General features: G+C 66.8%; 16 protein-coding genes. 10 read left to right on the top strand and 6 right to left on the bottom strand.

Annotated elements, in window-relative coordinates; translation table 11 throughout:
* Window positions 1-6: 6 nt before the first annotated feature.
* A complete protein-coding gene (locus ABZ004_RS30270) occupies window positions 7-798 on the top strand; it encodes a metallophosphoesterase (protein ID WP_355684486.1) in 792 nt (263 codons plus the stop codon).
* 1 nt (window position 799) lies between these two features.
* Here ABZ004_RS30270 and ABZ004_RS30265 read toward each other — a convergent pair whose 3' ends face one another.
* Together ABZ004_RS30265 and ABZ004_RS30260 are read right to left on the bottom strand one after the other, a co-directional pair.
* Window positions 800-982 carry a 4-oxalocrotonate tautomerase family protein gene (locus ABZ004_RS30265; protein WP_355684485.1) on the bottom strand — a complete coding sequence of 61 codons (183 nt, stop codon included), beginning with the start codon at window positions 980-982 and terminating at the stop codon, window positions 800-802.
* 98 nt (window positions 983-1,080) lie between these two features.
* A complete protein-coding gene (locus ABZ004_RS30260; protein ID WP_355684484.1) occupies window positions 1,081-1,926 on the bottom strand; it encodes a LysR family transcriptional regulator in 846 nt (281 codons plus the stop codon).
* 83 nt (window positions 1,927-2,009) lie between these two features.
* Here ABZ004_RS30260 and ABZ004_RS30255 point away from each other — a divergent pair, with 83 nt between their 5' ends.
* The 5 genes from ABZ004_RS30255 to ABZ004_RS30235 all read left to right on the top strand — a co-directional run bounded on the left by ABZ004_RS30255 (window position 2,010) and on the right by ABZ004_RS30235 (window position 7,884).
* Window positions 2,010-2,387: a DUF427 domain-containing protein gene (locus ABZ004_RS30255; RefSeq protein WP_355684483.1), complete on the top strand. Its 378-nt coding sequence runs from the start codon at window positions 2,010-2,012 to the stop codon at window positions 2,385-2,387.
* A gap of 45 nt (window positions 2,388-2,432) precedes the next feature.
* Window positions 2,433-3,236, top strand: coding sequence for a GNAT family N-acetyltransferase (locus ABZ004_RS30250; RefSeq protein ID WP_355684482.1), 804 nt, complete (start codon window positions 2,433-2,435; stop codon window positions 3,234-3,236).
* A gap of 53 nt (window positions 3,237-3,289) precedes the next feature.
* On the top strand, window positions 3,290-5,578 hold the full coding sequence (locus tag ABZ004_RS30245; RefSeq protein WP_355684481.1) for a helicase C-terminal domain-containing protein: 2,289 nt from the start codon (window positions 3,290-3,292) through the stop codon (window positions 5,576-5,578).
* An 82-nt stretch (window positions 5,579-5,660) separates the two neighbouring features.
* Window positions 5,661-7,301, top strand: coding sequence for a DNA repair helicase XPB (locus ABZ004_RS30240; RefSeq protein ID WP_355684535.1), 1,641 nt, complete (start codon window positions 5,661-5,663; stop codon window positions 7,299-7,301).
* A gap of 16 nt (window positions 7,302-7,317) precedes the next feature.
* Window positions 7,318-7,884 carry an HD domain-containing protein gene (locus ABZ004_RS30235; protein ID WP_355684480.1) on the top strand — a complete coding sequence of 189 codons (567 nt, stop codon included), beginning with the start codon at window positions 7,318-7,320 and terminating at the stop codon, window positions 7,882-7,884.
* Here the strand turns inward: ABZ004_RS30235 and ABZ004_RS30230 are convergent.
* Genes ABZ004_RS30230 through ABZ004_RS30220 form a run of 3 tightly spaced genes read right to left on the bottom strand, consistent with a single transcriptional unit; the run spans window position 7,881 to window position 10,616 of the window.
* Window positions 7,881-8,591 (bottom strand): FCD domain-containing protein, encoded by a 711-nt coding sequence (locus ABZ004_RS30230; RefSeq protein WP_355684479.1) that lies wholly within the window; start codon window positions 8,589-8,591, stop codon window positions 7,881-7,883. The two genes, ABZ004_RS30235 and ABZ004_RS30230, sit on opposite strands and share 4 nt — an antisense overlap.
* A gap of 37 nt (window positions 8,592-8,628) precedes the next feature.
* On the bottom strand, window positions 8,629-9,552 hold the full coding sequence (locus tag ABZ004_RS30225; RefSeq protein ID WP_355684478.1) for a dihydrodipicolinate synthase family protein: 924 nt from the start codon (window positions 9,550-9,552) through the stop codon (window positions 8,629-8,631).
* Window positions 9,549-10,616 carry a sialidase family protein gene (locus ABZ004_RS30220; RefSeq protein WP_355684477.1) on the bottom strand — a complete coding sequence of 356 codons (1,068 nt, stop codon included), beginning with the start codon at window positions 10,614-10,616 and terminating at the stop codon, window positions 9,549-9,551. The genes ABZ004_RS30225 and ABZ004_RS30220 overlap by 4 nt, the downstream gene beginning before the upstream one ends.
* A gap of 57 nt (window positions 10,617-10,673) precedes the next feature.
* On the opposite strand from ABZ004_RS30220, the gene ABZ004_RS30215 reads away from it, so the two are divergent.
* Genes ABZ004_RS30215 through ABZ004_RS30205 form a run of 3 tightly spaced genes read left to right on the top strand, consistent with a single transcriptional unit; the run spans window position 10,674 to window position 14,111 of the window.
* Complete coding sequence (locus ABZ004_RS30215) at window positions 10,674-12,278, top strand: extracellular solute-binding protein (RefSeq protein WP_355684476.1); 1,605 nt, start codon at window positions 10,674-10,676, stop codon at window positions 12,276-12,278.
* A 4-nt stretch (window positions 12,279-12,282) separates the two neighbouring features.
* Complete coding sequence (locus ABZ004_RS30210; RefSeq protein WP_355684475.1) at window positions 12,283-13,227, top strand: ABC transporter permease subunit; 945 nt, start codon at window positions 12,283-12,285, stop codon at window positions 13,225-13,227.
* Window positions 13,224-14,111, top strand: coding sequence for a carbohydrate ABC transporter permease (locus ABZ004_RS30205; RefSeq protein WP_355684474.1), 888 nt, complete (start codon window positions 13,224-13,226; stop codon window positions 14,109-14,111). Before ABZ004_RS30210 ends, ABZ004_RS30205 begins: the two co-directional genes overlap by 4 nt.
* On the opposite strand, the gene ABZ004_RS30200 is transcribed toward ABZ004_RS30205, so the two are convergent.
* Window positions 14,101-14,643, bottom strand: a complete 543-nt coding sequence (locus ABZ004_RS30200) for an NTP transferase domain-containing protein (RefSeq protein ID WP_355684473.1) — start codon at window positions 14,641-14,643, stop codon at window positions 14,101-14,103. The genes ABZ004_RS30205 and ABZ004_RS30200 overlap by 11 nt on opposite strands.
* Before the next feature lie 238 nt (window positions 14,644-14,881).
* Between ABZ004_RS30200 and ABZ004_RS30195 the strand changes: the two genes are divergently transcribed.
* A complete protein-coding gene (locus ABZ004_RS30195; RefSeq protein WP_355684472.1) occupies window positions 14,882-15,685 on the top strand; it encodes a phosphatase PAP2 family protein in 804 nt (267 codons plus the stop codon).
* The last annotated feature ends 21 nt before the right edge of the window (window positions 15,686-15,706 follow it).

The raw sequence follows: 15,706 nt of genomic DNA, 5'->3' as shown, positions 1-15,706 counted from the left end.
CTCAGCATGACCGCTACGTATGCGGTCAGTGACATCCATGGCCACCCGGAGAAGCTGGTCGAGGCGCTGGAGGCGGCCGGTCTGGTCGACGCCGAGGGCAACTGGTCGGGGCATGATGTCCGGCTCTGGTTCCTGGGCGACTTCTTCGACCGCGGCCCGGACGGCGTCGGCGTACTGGCCCTGGTCCGGCGGCTCGCGGCCCAGGCAGCCGCGGGGACCGGCGAGATCCGGGTGCTGCTCGGCAATCACGAGATCCTGGCGCTCGGGATGCGGAAGTTCGGCGACACCTTCGTGCCGCACGACGGGATCACCTCGCGCAGTTTCGAGCGCAGCTGGGCGCTGAACGGCGGCCAGGACCGCGACCAGGAGCTGCTCACCGACGACGACGTCGCCTGGCTGATCGAGCAGCCGATGGTGGGCCTGGACGCGGATCACCTGCTGCTGCACTCCGACACCGAGGAGTATCTGGAGTGGGGTGACTCGATCGACGAGATCAACCGGGCTGCCTGGGAGGACCTGCACAGCGACGACATCACCGTCTGGTGGGAGGTCTGGCGGCGGATGACATCGCGGTACGCCTTCCGAGGCGAGGCCGGCCCCGCGGTGGCGGCCGACCTGCTGCAGCGCCTCGGCGGCCGCCGGATCGTGCACGGCCACAGCATCGTCGCCGACCAGCTCGGCATCGACCCGGCGTACCTGACCGGACCGCTGCTGTACGCCGACGGGCTGGCCCTCGGCATCGACGGCGGCATCTTCGACGGCGGCCCCTGCCTGCTGATCAAACTCCTCCCGGTCTGACCTACTTGTCGGCCGCCGGGACGCCACCTACGCCCCAGCTGTCCGTGGGCGTCTCCTGGATCCAGACCTGCACGCTGTCCGCCGGCAGCCCGTAGTTGTCGACGAACACGTCGGTGATGCCCTGGATGAGCACGCGCTTGAGCTCCGGCGTCCGCGGGCCCTGCAGAACGGTGACGATCGGCATGGTGGTTCCTCTCTGGAAAGCTGCCGGCGATCTGCCGACAGCACCGATTCCAGCCGGTTCCACAGCCCTGAACCAGGCGAGAATCCGATGTCGAGGTATCACTCGAACTGATGGGACGCAGTCAGCAGTACTGCGAGCGCGCCGCTGATCGTCGCTCCTTCCGGTACTGCGAGCAGCGTCGTCATCTGCAGCCCCAACGGTTTGAACACGACCCTGGGATGCCTGAGCAGGTTGGCATGACTCTGGTAGACCACGGTCCAGCCCGGCGTACCCGAGCCGATCGAGGCCAGCGTGTCCTGCAGGTTCTGGGATCGAGGGCCGAGCAGGGGTTCGAATCCGGCATCGGCGCAGGCGTTCATCACCAGATCCACCAGCGCCGGGTTGTCCCGCCGCGACACGATCCGGAGCGGCAACCCAGCCAGGTCGGGGAAGGTCAGGTGGGAAGCTGCGGCGGGGAGTGCTGCGAGTAGTTGGTCCTGCCAGACCGGGATCAGGTCGAGGCCGGAGGCGGTATCGAGCCCACGGACGAAGGCCGCATCCAGCTGACCGGCCCGGACCCGATCGAGGCGCGTCCGGGTCGAGGCGCTGAACAGCTCGACCTCGATCGACTTCTCTCCCAGGGCGACGAGCACCGCATCCAGCCGCTCGCCCAGCCCGGTGCTGGTGCCGAGGCGCAGCGTCTGTCCAGCCGGCGCCACCGCCGCATCCCGCGCCCGCTCGACGCTGGTGAGAACAGTCCGGGCTTCCGGCAGGAACCGCTGACCCGCTTCGGTCAGCCGGATCGCCCGCGCGGACCGGTCGAACAGCTGGACACCGAGTTCCCGCTCGAGCCGGGCGACCTGCTGACTGACCGCCGGCTGGCCGACCTGCAGCTGGTCGGCGGCGCGGCCGAAGTTCAGCACCTCAGCCACCGCCACGAAGTACTGGATCTGGCGCAACTCCACCCCGAGATCTTCGCAGAAGCGGGAATGGGGCCGGCTGCGTCAAGGTTGTTGAAACCTGAAGAGTCGACTCTTGAGGAGCTGTGATGGCTGAGAAGGTTGTGAAGGTGCCGGGTCCGGACCACCCGATCACGATCGAGAAGAACCCCGATCGCGTTGTCGTGAAGGTCGCCGGGCAGGTCGTGGCGGACACCCGGGAAGCGCTGTCGCTGCAGGAGGCGAACTACCCGGCCGCGCAGTACATCCCGCGCAAGGACGTCGACATGGCGCTGCTGGAGCGCACCGACAACGAGACCTACTGTCCCTACAAGGGCGACGCGTCCTACTACAGCATCATCCCGGGCGGCGAGAGCACGGTGAACGCGGTCTGGACCTACGAGAACCCGTACGCGCCGGTCGCCGACATCCAGGACCACCTGGCCTTCTACCCCGACCGGGTCAGCATCGAGATCATCGCCGACTGACGTATTTGGGTTGCCGTGCCGGCGTGCGGCTGGGACTCTCCAGGGATGAGTCTGCTGAGCGAGGTCGACGACTACCTTCACGCCGCACCCCTGTCCGGCGCCTACGGCGAGGAGGTCGGCCCGTTCACGTTGTTCCGTAGTACGAGCCCCTGGCCGTACTACGCGCGTCCGCGGCCCGGCGTCGAGCAGACGATCCAGGCCGCGGACATCGAGCGGCTGCGGGAGCGATGCGCCGAGCTCGAGATCCCGCTAGCCATCGAGTGGGTCGTCGAGACCTGCCCGTCGCTCAGCGCTGCCGCGGCCGAGGCGGGACTCGAGGTCGTCGAGCACCCGCTGCTCGTCCTCGACGAGGCCGATTTCAAACCCGCGACGACCGCCGCGACCTGCACGATCCTGCCCGCCGTCGAGTCCGTACTACGGGAAGCTCGCGCCGTCCCCAACGTGGCCTTCGGCGACCCCGGTACGGCGATCGGCGCCGGCGGCGTCGCGGAGCGCGACCAGGAAGCCGCGAAGATCCCTGACTCGATGATGGAGTTCTTGCTCAAGCGCGCCACGGCCGGCTACTCGGTCACGGCCGGCGCCGCCACCGAGGACGGCCTGGTCGCCAGCGGCGTCCACCAGCCGGTCGGCACGGCGTCCGAGATCGTCGGGGTCGCCACTCTCCCGGCCATGCGCCGCCAGGGCCTGGGGGCCGCCGTCACCAGCTGCCTGGCCGAGCACGCCTTCGCGATGGGCGTGCAGTTGCTCCTCCTCTCGGCCGAGTCCGACGCCGTGGCAGCCGTCTACGAACGCATCGGCTTCCGCCGGATCGGTTACGCCGGTGCCGCCGAAGTACCGTCCGCTGACTGAAGAGTTGGGCTGCGGGTCGTGGTTGTTGGGCGCGGGGCCGTACCGTTGGAGGGATGAGCAATACCGAGCGGACCCGCCCACGTACCCTCGCCGAGGCATTACGAGGCTGGGACGACGCTGCCCTCGGCCAGTTGCTCCTGAACCGGCCTGACCTGGCTACCCCGATGCCTGCCGACACGAGTCAGCTAGCGGCTCGTGCTACGACCAACGCTTCGGCTGCTAGAGCTATCAATCGGTTGGATGAGTTCAGTGTTGATCTGCTGGAGGCGCTGTCCGCACTGCCAGAGCCGGTGGATCTCAAGGCACTTGCAGCGGGTGTAGATCAGCCGGTGGAGATCGTGCAGCCACGGGTGACCGAGCTGCTCGCGCTGGCACTCGTCTGGGGCAATGAGGACGACCTGCGGCCCATCCGCGCAGTACATGAGCTTCTCGGGCCGACACCTGCTGGGCTAGGGCCGATCACTACCCGGCACTTCGGCGACTTGGACAAGCTGATCGAAGAGGCTGGGCCTGAGGCGCGCGAAGTGCTCGCCAAGCTCACCTGGGGTCCGCCAACAGGGACTGTTGAGAAGGCGGAGCGGCCGGTGACTATTGCTTCCGCCAAGACTCCTGTCGAGCAGCTGCTCGCTCGCGGTCTCGTAGTGCCGAAGGATGCCAACACTGTCGTGCTGCCGCGGCAGATCGGGCTGCACTTGCGTGGCGGGCGCGTACTCGCTTCCACACGGCCCACGCCGCCACCGCTTGGTGGGAAGAGTGTGTCTGCGTCGATCGCTGACCGGGCTGCTGCTGGCGCTGCGCTGGACCTGGTCCGGCTGGTCGACAGTGCACTGGAGCAGCTTGGCACTGAGCCGCCGCCTGTACTGCGTACTGGTGGCGTCGGAGTGCGGGAGCTGCGGAGTCTCGCTACCAAGATCGGTGCTGACGAGGCCGCTGCTGGCGCAGTACTGGAGATCGCGTACGCCGCTGGGCTGGTTGCTGCGGTTGAAGTCGGTACTGGTGAGCTGTGGTTGCCGACTTCGTCGTACGACGACTGGCTGGAGCTCGACACTGCGCATCGGTGGGGTCAGCTCGTTATCGCCTGGCACAGCGGGCTGCGGGCGATCGGACTGATCGGGCGGCGTGACAGCGGCGGGGCGACTGCTGCTGCACGTGAGCGGCTGGTCAACGCGCTGGCACCTGATCTGGAACGGCTGCTGGCTCCAGAGGTCAGGCAGCTCGCTCTGCAGGCTTTGGCTGAAGCAGGGGCTGGTACTGCGCCTGGTGTGGAGGCCGTGGTCACCTGGGTTGCGTGGCATCGCCCACGTCGTGGTGGGCAGTTCCGGGATGACCTGGTCGAGTGGACGATCACTGAGGCTGCACTGCTTGGCCTGACTGGGTTGGGTGCGTTGGCTTCGCATGCTCGGGTTCTGCTTGGTGACGAGCCTGTTGCCGAAGACCTGGCTGCTGCGCTTCAGCCGTTGGTGCCGGAGCCGGTGTCGGAGGTGCTGCTGCAGGCGGACCTCACTGCGGTGGCACCTGGGCCGCTGGTGCGCGCAGTACAAGAGGACCTTGTGGTGATGGCCGATGCGGAGTCGCACGGCGGTGGTGGCGTCTACCGGTTCAGTGAGAGCTCCATCCGGCGAGCATTCGACCTTGGCCGTACTGCGGAGCAGCTGCACGCATGGTTGGTCGAGCACTCCCGTACGCCGGTGCCGCAGCCGCTCAGCTACCTCATTGACGACGTCGCCCGACGGCACGGCGTACTGCGAATCGGCGCCGCGTCGACCTATCTCCGCTGCGACGACGAGACCGTGCTGACCCAGCTGCTCAGCTCCAACTTGCCGGGGATCCGGTTCCGGCGACTCGCGCCGACGGTCGTCGTCTCGCCGTCGCCGCCGGACATCGTGCTCTCCCGGCTGCGGGAGGCCGGCCTGGCCCCACTCGGCGAGACCTTCGACGGGGTCGTCCACGTGACAACCGCCGGAAACCGCCGCGGCCAGCCACCGCGTCGGCGTACCAGCCGGGACTTCGCCGACAGCGCGATCGACCTGACCGAGGACCAGGTCAAGGCGGTGATCGAACGCGTCCGCGCCGGCGACCGAGTCGCTGCCGAACGTCCCGCCGAACACACCTCCGGCGATGCGACCGCACCCGCCGAAACCATCGCCGTCCTCGCCGAGGCCGCCGAGTCCGGCAGCCCGACCTGGATCTCCTACGTGGACCACAACGGCAACGCGGCCGAACGCATCGTCGAACCGGTCCGGGTAGCCGACGGATGGCTGACCGCGTACGACAACGAGTCCGACCAGCCCCGCACCTATGCCCTGCACCGGATCTCCGCAGCCCGCCCCGTCCCGGACTAGCCCCCGCCCGTTTGGTGGGAGGGGGCACAATGGAGGGTCGGGCGGAGGTCTTCGTCTGTTTCTGGTGATTGGGGAATCGGTAGTGACCGACGGGCCGTTGATCGTGCAGTCTGACAAGACGCTGCTGTTGGAGACCGCTCATGCGGAGGCCAGTGACTGCCGGAAGGCTATTGCGCCGTTCTCCGAGTTGGAGCGGGCTCCTGAGCATGTGCATACCTACCGGTTGACTCCGCTCGGCTTGTGGAACGCCCGGGCCGCTGGGCACGACGCGGAGCAGGTGATCGACGTACTGCTGCGCTACAGCCGCTACCCGGTGCCGCACTCGCTGCTGGTCGACATCGCCGAGACCCTGGACCGGTACGGACGACTGCGGCTGGAGAAGCACCCGGAGCACGGGCTGGTGCTGATCACCACCGACAGGCCGGTGCTGGAAGAGGTGCTCCGCAGCGCGAAGGTGAAGCCGCTGCTGGGCGCCCGGATCGACGACGACACGGTGATCGTGCACCCGTCCGAGCGCGGTCATCTGAAGCAGACCCTGCTGAAGCTGGGCTGGCCGGCTGAGGACCTCGCCGGGTACGTCGACGGTGAGGCGCACAAGATCGACCTGGTCAAAGATGGTTGGGACCTCCGTCCATACCAGCAGCAGGCGACCGACGCCTTCTGGCACGGCGGCTCCGGCGTCGTCGTACTCCCCTGTGGCGCCGGCAAGACGATCGTCGGCGCGGCCGCGATGGCACAGGCGTCGGCGACGACCCTGATCCTGGTCACGAACACGGTGTCGGCGCGGCAGTGGAAGGAAGAGCTGCTCAAGCGGACAACGCTGACCGAGGACGAGATCGGCGAGTACTCCGGTGCGCGGAAGGAGATCCGGCCCGTCACGATCGCGACGTACCAGGTGATGACGACCCGGCGGAAGGGTGTCTACACACACCTCGAGCTGCTGGACGCGCGCGACTGGGGCCTGATCGTGTACGACGAGGTGCATCTGCTCCCGGCCCCGATCTTCCGGATGACGGCGGACCTGCAGACCCGGCGGCGGATCGGGCTGACCGCGACGCTGGTCCGCGAGGACGGCCGCGAGGGCGACGTGTTCTCGCTGATCGGCCCGAAGCGGTACGACGCGCCGTGGAAGGACATCGAGGCGCAGGGCTGGATCGCACCGGCCGACTGCGTCGAGGTCCGGGTGGATCTGGAGCAGACCGAGCGCTTCGTCTACGCGACGGCCGAGCCCGAGGACCGCTACCGGCTGGCCGCGTCGACCCCGGCGAAGTCCCGTCTGGTACGGCGGATCGCCGAGCATCACGCGGGTGAGCCGATGCTGGTGATCGGCCAGTACATCGACCAGCTCGACGAACTCGGCGAGCGGCTCAACTGCCCGGTGATCAAGGGCGAGACGACGGTGAAGGAGCGCCAGCGGTTGTTCCAGGCGTTCCGCACCGGCGAGATCAACATGCTCGTGGTCAGCAAGGTCGCGAACTTCTCGATCGACCTCCCTGAGGCATCGGTGGCCGTCCAGGTCTCCGGCACCTTCGGCTCCCGCCAGGAAGAAGCGCAGCGCCTGGGCCGCGTCCTCCGCCCCAAGGGTGACGGCCGCACGGCCCGCTTCTACTCCATCGTCGCCCGCGACACCGTAGACGCCGAGTTCGCCGCCCACCGCCAACGCTTCCTCGCCGAACAGGGCTACGCCTACACCATCGTCGACGCCGAAAACCTCTTCGCCTGAGACTTCGGAGTACTGCGTGCAGACCCGGCTCGACCACGCTCTGACGGACCCATCCTTGCGCGAACTGCCGGCCGAGGTGAACGACCTGCTGCGCAACCTGCAGGCCCCACCTCGGCTCGCGGCGCATCTCCGCGCCGTGCACGACGTCGCCCACGAGCTCACCACCTGGCTCGCGACCTACCCCGAGGTGCGCTTCAACCGCAAGACCGTCCTGTACGGCGCGGCAACCCACGACATCGGCAAGATCATCCACATCGAGGAGCTGTCCCGGCCAGGGTCACTCCACGAGAAGGCCGGCGAGCAACTCCTGCTCGAGGCAGGCGTTGCTCCGCAGCTGGCCCGCTTCGCCGCAACTCACGCCAGCTGGACCGAGCCCGGCATCACCGTCGAGGATCTGCTGGTCAGCCTCGCGGACAAGGTCTGGAAGGGCAAACGCGTACGCGAGCTCGAACAGCTACTTGTCGACCAGCTGGTGATCGCCTCCGGGCAAGAGTCTTGGCAGGTGTTCCTCGACCTGGATGACCAGCTCGGCAAACTGGCTGAGTCTGCCGGCGCCCGGCTTGACTTTCAGAACCTCTACTAGTCGCCGAGGCGGGTGTGGATGCCTTGGAAGTGGGTCTTCATGGCGGTGGCGTAGGTGGTGGGGTTACCGGACTGGAGGGTGTTGAGGAGGTCTCGGTGCCAGCCGGCCGCGTCGGTGGGGGTGTAGCGGGCGCCGGGGAGGCGGGCGTCCACCTGGGCGAAGGTTCGCCAGAAGACGCTGAGGAGGTCGATCACCAGCGCGTTGCCCAGCGGTTCGTAGAGGGCTTGGTGGAAGGCCCAGTCCTCGTCGGGGAAGTATTCGCCGGCGGCCGCCTTCGTCTCCATCCGGGCGACGATCGGTTCCAGGGTGTCGAAGCCGGCGGTGGCGAAGTGGGCGACGACCTCGTCGGCGAGACCGACCTCGATCGCCTGGCGGACCTCGAGGACGTTCTGTACGTCGCGGAGGTCGCCGGCCATCGACTGCGACATCCGGAAGGCGAGCCCGTCCTCGAGCGCGTCGAGGGTGACCTGGCCGACGTACGTCCCGTACCCGTGCCGGATCTCGATGATTCCGACAGCCTGCAACGCCTTCATTGCCTCGCGCAACGGATGCCGGCCCACGCCGAGCTGCGCCATCAGCTCCTGCTCGTTCGGCAGCGGGTCACCCGCCTTCAGCCCGCGTTCCAGGATGAACGACTTCATCTGGTCGCGGATGAAGGACTGATTGCCGGCCGCACCTCGCGCCCGGCCGAGCCCACCCGTGGTCACACCGGTCCCCCTCCGACGACGATCGAGGTCCGCCAGTCTAGCCAGCGAGCAGTCCGGCCCTGGTCAGTAGTGAGCCGATGCCGGCGATCTCGTCGTCATTCAGTGGGATCGACGGGTACGCCGTGAGCGGGCACCCGATCACGCCCAGCAGATACAAAGCAGCCTTGAACGCACCGAGCGCCGCCGAGCTCGCCCCCATCCGGGACCGGTCAGCCACCTCGATGATCTCGAACAACCGGAACAACCGATCCTGCTCCGACCGAGCCACCGCCAACCCCCCAGCAGCGACAGCGTCAAAGAGTCGCACATACCCAGCCGGATCCACGTTCCCCAATCCCGGTACGACGCCGTCGACGCCGAAGCTCAGCGCCGAATCGACCGTCAGTTCCGACCCGGTCATCACCGTGAAACCGGCCGGCCGATCGAGCACCAGCCGCCGCAGACTCGTCTCGTCCCCACTCGAATCCTTCACCCCCGCCAGCACCCCGCGCTCCCCCAAATCCAGCAGAACCGAAGCAGGCAGCTTCGTCCCGACCCGCGCCGGAATGTCGTAGGCGAACAACGGCACCTCAGCCGCCGACGCCAGCCGCTCGAAGTGCCGCGAGATCTCCGCAGGATGTGTCGCCGCATAGAACGGCGCAGTCGCCACCACACCGTCCACACCAACCTTGCAAGCAGCGACCACGTGCGCCCCCGACCGAGCCGTCGACGTATCAATCACACCGGCCAGCACCGGCACCTGCCCAGCGACCTCACCCACGACGGTTTCCAGCACCACCTGGCGTTGCTCGTCGGTCAGAAACGTCCCTTCCCCGGACGTACCGAGGACGAAAACCCCAGCGACTCCCCCGGCCAGCTGATAGCCGACCAATCGGGCGAGCGAGGCGACATCGACGTCGTACGACGAGGTCAGCGGAGTGACCAGGGGCGGAACCACACCACTCAGGTGAAGGGCGGTCAAGAGAGACTCCTCAAGGGGTCGAAGGTCGCGAAGCGGATGGTGGCGAAGGAGGACGTTTCGCCCGCCTCATAGAGGACGCCAACTCGTCCAACGGGAAGCGGAACGAGATCGGAATAGCCGGACATGCCCGGATGGACGACGAGCCCCGGCCGCCAGGTACGGCCATCGTCAGAACTGACAAAGATGGTCAGCTCGCGGCGAATCTTCGGGTCTACAGGAGTCGACAACAGCAGCCGGGACCCGACCCGCAGCACGCTTCCCTGGATCCCCGGCGCCGTGACATCCAAGATCTCCTCATACGGCGCGGTGAGCGTCGCCCCGCCGTCGGAGGAATACGCGTGCACGCGCGCCGCCCCGGTACCCCGATGGTTCCGGGCATTGAAGTAGAGCCGCCCGGAAGCCAGCTCCGCCACCGTCGTCTCGTTTGCGTTGACGACCGCGCCGTCGTTGCGATCGACGAAGCCGACAGACCAGGTAACACCACCGTCATCGCTGTAGATGCAGTGCCCACCGTTCAGCGAATCCAGTTCAGCACCGTCAGCCGGGACCACGGAGTGGTTCGCAGGCACGACCAGCCGCCCTGCGTAAACCCCTGCGCTCACAGCGATCCCATGGCATGGACCAGTCGCATACCAGCCCCAGTCCGCCGGCTTCACCTGCGCGGTGATCTCCACCGGCGAGCTCCACGACACCCCGTCATCCGTACTCCGTTGCACGTAAACCCGCCGACTGTCGATGCCCCGGGCAAGCGAACTCTCCACAGCGTCAGCGCCGTTCTGCACAGTCACCAGCACCAGGTCACCACTCGACGGATCGAACACCGGCACCGGATTCCCACACGTCTTCCCGGCAGCCGCCGACACCACCTGCAACGGCAACCAGGACCGCCCACGGTCAGGCGAGCGCCGGAGTACGACCTCGATCTCGCCCGCGTCGGCGGCGGAGTGCAGCCGCCCCTCACAGAACGCGAAGACCCAGTCGCCCGACGACACCACGGACGGGATCCGGAACGTGTGGTACCCGCTGCCCGCGGGGTCGAAGACGACACCGACTCTTGAAGACATAGGACGTACTATGTCATGGTGTGGCCGCACCTTCAATCGCCCGGAAGTGAGGACCTCATGGGGCTCAGCAGACGAACATTCCTCGGCGGCGGCCTGGCTGCCGCGGCGGTCGCGGTCACCGGTACGCCGATGCTCAGCGGCTGCGCGTCGGATAAGAAGAACCAGGCCGCGGCCAATCTCGCGGTCAAACTGCCGGCGTACCTCCGGTTCACCGGCGTGAAGCCGGACCTGCCGGGCACCGACGTCGTCCTGGACGGCTTCCTGAAATACCCGGCGAACCCGATCAAGGCGATCGCCGAGAAGCCCGGCGACGGTCAGCCGATCACCTTCATGACCAACATCCCCGGCGCGATCCCGCCGACCGCCGACCGCAACCAGTTCTGGCAGGCCCTCAACGAGCGGCTCGGCTCCGAACTCCAGATCAGCATGGCGTCGAACGACGAGTACCCCAACAAGCTCGCGACCCGGGTGGCCGGCGGCGACCTGCCGGACATCATCAACCTGCCACCGACGACGCCGCAGATCCCCGCCTTGCTGAAGGCCAAATGCGTCGACCTGACCCAGCACCTGACCGGCGACGCGGTGCGGAACTACCCGTTCCTGGCGAACATCCCGACGCAGTACTGGAAGGGCTGTGTCTTCAACGGTGGCATCTACGCCGTACCGGTCCCCCGTGGCATGTCCCGTACGACGTTGCCGCTCTACCGCGAGGACCTCTTGGTTGCCAAAGGCATCAAAGATCCGGCACCGAAGAACTTCGACGAGTTCCTCGACCTCGCCAAGGAGCTGACCGCGCCGAAGCAGAACCGCTGGGCGTGGACCAAACCGCCAATCTCTTATCTCCGCCAGTTGTTCGGCATCGCCAACCAGTGGAAGGAGGAGGGCGGCAAGTTCACCTCGTTCTACGAGGCGGAGGAGGGCGCCGACGCGCTCGAGGCGGGCCGCAAGATGGTTGCCGCCGGCGTCATCAACCCGGACTCCTTCAGCGCCCAGGCCAGTCAGCGCAAACAGTGGTTCAACGGTGGTATCGCCGCGTTCGACATCGACAGCTTCGTCGCCTGGAACCAGTACTACGCCGACAACACCGCCGGCGACTCGTTCAGCGTGAACATGCTCGACGTTCCGAGTCCCGGCAAGCCGTGGATGGGTGCCGCACTCAACAACATCACCGCGTTCCGCAAGGACAGCAAGCACTCGGTCGAGACGCTGTTGAAGGTCGCGAACTGGATGGCCGCGCCGTTCGGCACGGAGGAGTATCTGTTCCGCAAGTACGGCGTACAGGGTCGTCAGTTCGCCTTGCAGGGAACGGATCCGGTGCCGACCAAGACTGGTGTGGTCGAGACAGGGATCGGGTTGCAGTACATCGCCGACTCCACGCTCGCGCTCTACCTGGCCGGTAAGCCCGATGTGCCGCGCAAGCAGCACGCGATCCAGGAGAAGATCGCGAAGCGGCTGGTGTACGACGCGTCGTACGGGCTGTACTCCGACACTGTGTCGAAGGACGGGCCGCGGCTGGTCAGCGTGATGACCGACGTCGAGAACCAGATCATGCAGGGCAAGAAGCCGGTATCCGCCTGGGCTCCTGCGGTCAAGGACTGGCTGTCGCAGGGCGGCGAGAAGATGCGCACCGAACTGCAGCAGGCGTACGAGGCGGGGCGTTAGCGAGATGCTGCAGCGCTCCAAGACCCACCCGGAGCAACAGCTCAGCCTCGGTCGCCGATTGATCAGGGACCGAGTGCTGCTGCTGTTCGCCCTGCCCGGTACTGCGCTGATCCTTGCGTTCCACTACCTGCCGCTGCTCGGCAACGTGATCGCGTTCAAGGACTACCAGCCGTTCCTCGGCATCGGTGGCAGCGACTGGTCCGGCTGGGAGAACTTCTCGGTGATCTTCAACGGCGATCCCGCGTTCCTGCGCGCGTTGAAGAACACTCTCATCCTGACCGGGCTGCAGGCGGTTCTGGTATTCCCGGCGCCGATCCTGCTGGCGCTGTTGCTGAATTCGCTGTTCTCCGAACGGATCAAACGGATCGCGCAGAGCATTCTCTACCTGCCACACTTCATGTCCTGGGTGATTGTCGTGGCGCTGTTCCAGCAGATGCTCGGCGGAAGCGGGCTGCTGAACAACTACCTGCGATCGCATGACCTGGCGACGCTGGACATCATCGGCAACTCCGAGCTCTTCCGCGTCCTGGTGACCTCGCAGGTGATCTGGAAGGACACCGGCTGGGCGACGATTCTCTTCCTGGCGGCGCTCTCGCAGATCGACTCGCAGCTCTACGAGGCCGCGAGTGTTGACGGGGCGAGCCGGATGCGCCAGGTGTGGCACGTGACGATGCCGGGGCTACGCGGGATCATCATCCTGCTCTTCATCCTGAAGCTGGGTGATTCGCTGACGGTCGGGTTCGAGCAGATCATCCTGCAACAACAGGCTGTCGGGCGCGATGTCAGCGAAGTACTGGACACCTACGTCTACAACAACGGCGTGCTCGGTGGAGCCTGGGGAGTCGCCGCCGCGGTCGGCCTGGTGAAGGGCCTCGTCGGCGTCGTCCTCGTCCTGGCCGCGAACAAGGTGGCGCACATCTTCGGAGAGCAAGGGGTGTACAGCAGATGACGCGTCGGATTGTTCAAGGTGTGCCGATGCCGTCCTGGCCGATGCGGGCTTTCAAAGGCCTTGTCCTGCTGGTGTTCTGCGCGGCGGTGATCATCCCGTTCGTCGGAGTGATCTCGACCAGCGTGGCACCGAACAAGCAGATCAACGAGTCGGGCGGGCTGGTGTTGCTGCCGGACTCGATCAACCTCAACGCGTACAAGTCCTTGTTCGCCGGCGGAGTGGTCACCCGGGCCCTATTGGTGAGCATCTTCGTCACGGTAGTCGGGACGTTGCTGAGTCTGACCGTGTCTTGTTTGCTCGCCTATGCCTTGTCGCGGCCGGGATTCTCGGCGGGGCGGCCGATCCTGTTGATCGTGCTGTTCAGCATGTTGTTCTCGCCCGGCATCATCCCGATGTACCTCGTGGTCAAGGGCGCCGGGCTGCTGGACAGCCTGCGGGCGCTGATCGTGCCGACGATGGTCAGCGCGTTCAACGTGATCGTCCTGCGGGCGTTCTTCTCGAATCTGCCGGGTGAGATCACCGAGAGCGCACGGATCGATGGCGCAGGCGAGCTGAAGACCTTCGGCTACATCGTGCTGCCGCTGTCGAAGGCGGTGCTTTCGGTGATCGGCCTGTTCTACGCGGTCAGCTACTGGAACGCGTTCTTCGGCGCCCTGCTCTACCTCAACGACAGCAAGCTCTGGCCGTTGCAGCTCGTACTACGGACGTACGTCATCAACGACACCCAACTCGGCAGCGCAGAACTCGGCACCGAACTGCTGCCACCCCAGGCTTCCATCCAGATGGCCATCCTGGTCATCTCCATCGTGCCAATCCTCCTCATCTACCCCTTCCTGCAAAAGCACTTCGCCAAGGGTGTACTGACCGGGGCTGTCAAAGGGTGAGGTCGTCGCAGGGGATCAGGGGGCAGCCGGCTTGCTTCAGGTAGGAGCCGGCGCCTCGATCCCCGGTCGCGGCGGCGGCAGCGGCTTCCCAGTGCGCCCGGCCCATCAACACCGGATGACCGGCCCGGCCTTCGTACCCGGCTCGCGACAACACGGCGTCACCGGACCCGACCCGGCCCGCCAGCACCCGGCGTACGACGTCCGGTCCCACGTCGGGCAGATCGACGAAGTGCACCACCACCGCCTCGGCCGGGGTCTCGGTCACCCAGCCCAGCCCGCTGCGCAGCGACGCCGACATCCCCGTCTCCCACTCCAGCGAGGGCACGATCGTGACGTCCTCGGCGGCCAGCAGCGCGGTCACCTCCTCCGCCGCGGCTCCGACCACGACACCGATCGGCCCGCAACCGGCGTCGCGCAGTACGTGCACCGACCGCACCACCCACGGCACTCCGGCGGCGTCGCGGACCAGCGCCTTCGGCCTGCCGATCGACGCCCCGGCACCGGCCGCGAGCAACACCCCTGCGGGATCCATGATCACCCGAGCTCCTATCAGACCTGCGGTTCGTTAATTGTCAAGTGTGAGCTTCGAGTCGAACCCGTCGGGAATGCGACCGGAGGTCCGGCCGTTGCGCGTTATTGGGACGTTATCGCCGATCGGCGGAGAGGGGGGTGACGGTCCGGTCACAGCGAGTGGTTCGGGGGTTGCCCAGGGCAACATCAGGGTTGAACCTGAGCGATTCCCGAGACTTCGACCGGTACCGTCGAGACGTATGGGGACACAGGCACTCGAGCGAGTTGATCTGACGGGGGAACGCGGGCGCAGCTCCACGGGGGCCGGGCCCGTGGTCTGGCGGGTGGTCCGGGAAGCAGTCCTGCTGGCGACCATGTTCCTGGTCTACAGCGCGGGCCGGCAGTTCGCGGGAAAACACACCGGCTCCGCCTTCGACCATGCACGCGAGGTGCTTTCCTTCCAGCACTGGCTGCATCTGCCCGATGAGGCAGCGATCCAGCACTGGGTCCTCCAGTTCCCCCACCTGGTCCAGGGAGCGAACCTGTACTACGCGTCGGTGCACGCCCCGCTGACCGGCGCGATCCTGCTCTGGCTGTCCATCTGGCGCCCGAAGGCCTACCCGCGGGTCCGCTGGACCATCGTCTCGGTGACCGGGCTGGCACTGATCGGCCACATCCTGTTCCCGCTGGCCCCGCCGCGGATGATGCCGGGGTTCATCGACACCGGGCTGAAGTTCGGCCAGTCGGTCTACGGGCCGGAGAGCTCGGGCGGGGTGGCGAACCAGTTCGCCGCGATGCCGAGCCTGCACGTCGGGTGGGCCGCCCTGATCGCGCTCTCGATGATCCTGATCACCCGGTCGAAGTGGCGCTGGTTGTGGATGCTGCACCCGATCATCACCTTCTCGGTGGTGGTCGTGACCGGGAACCACTACTGGCTGGACGGCATCGCCGCCCTGCTCCTGATCGCCGTCAGCCTCCCCCTGCTGCTCCGTCCCGGACTGCGCGCGGACAAGCAGGAGACGACACTGAATAAATCGGTCGCTCGCGAGGCAGTGCTCAAGTAACGTAGCGGGGCTTCCCTGACC

The organism is Kribbella sp. NPDC006257, from assembly GCF_040613535.1.
Taxonomy (GTDB): domain Bacteria; phylum Actinomycetota; class Actinomycetes; order Propionibacteriales; family Kribbellaceae; genus Kribbella.
The sequence above is the reverse complement of the archived record's forward strand: the minus strand, read 5'-3'. Positions and strand labels throughout refer to the sequence as shown.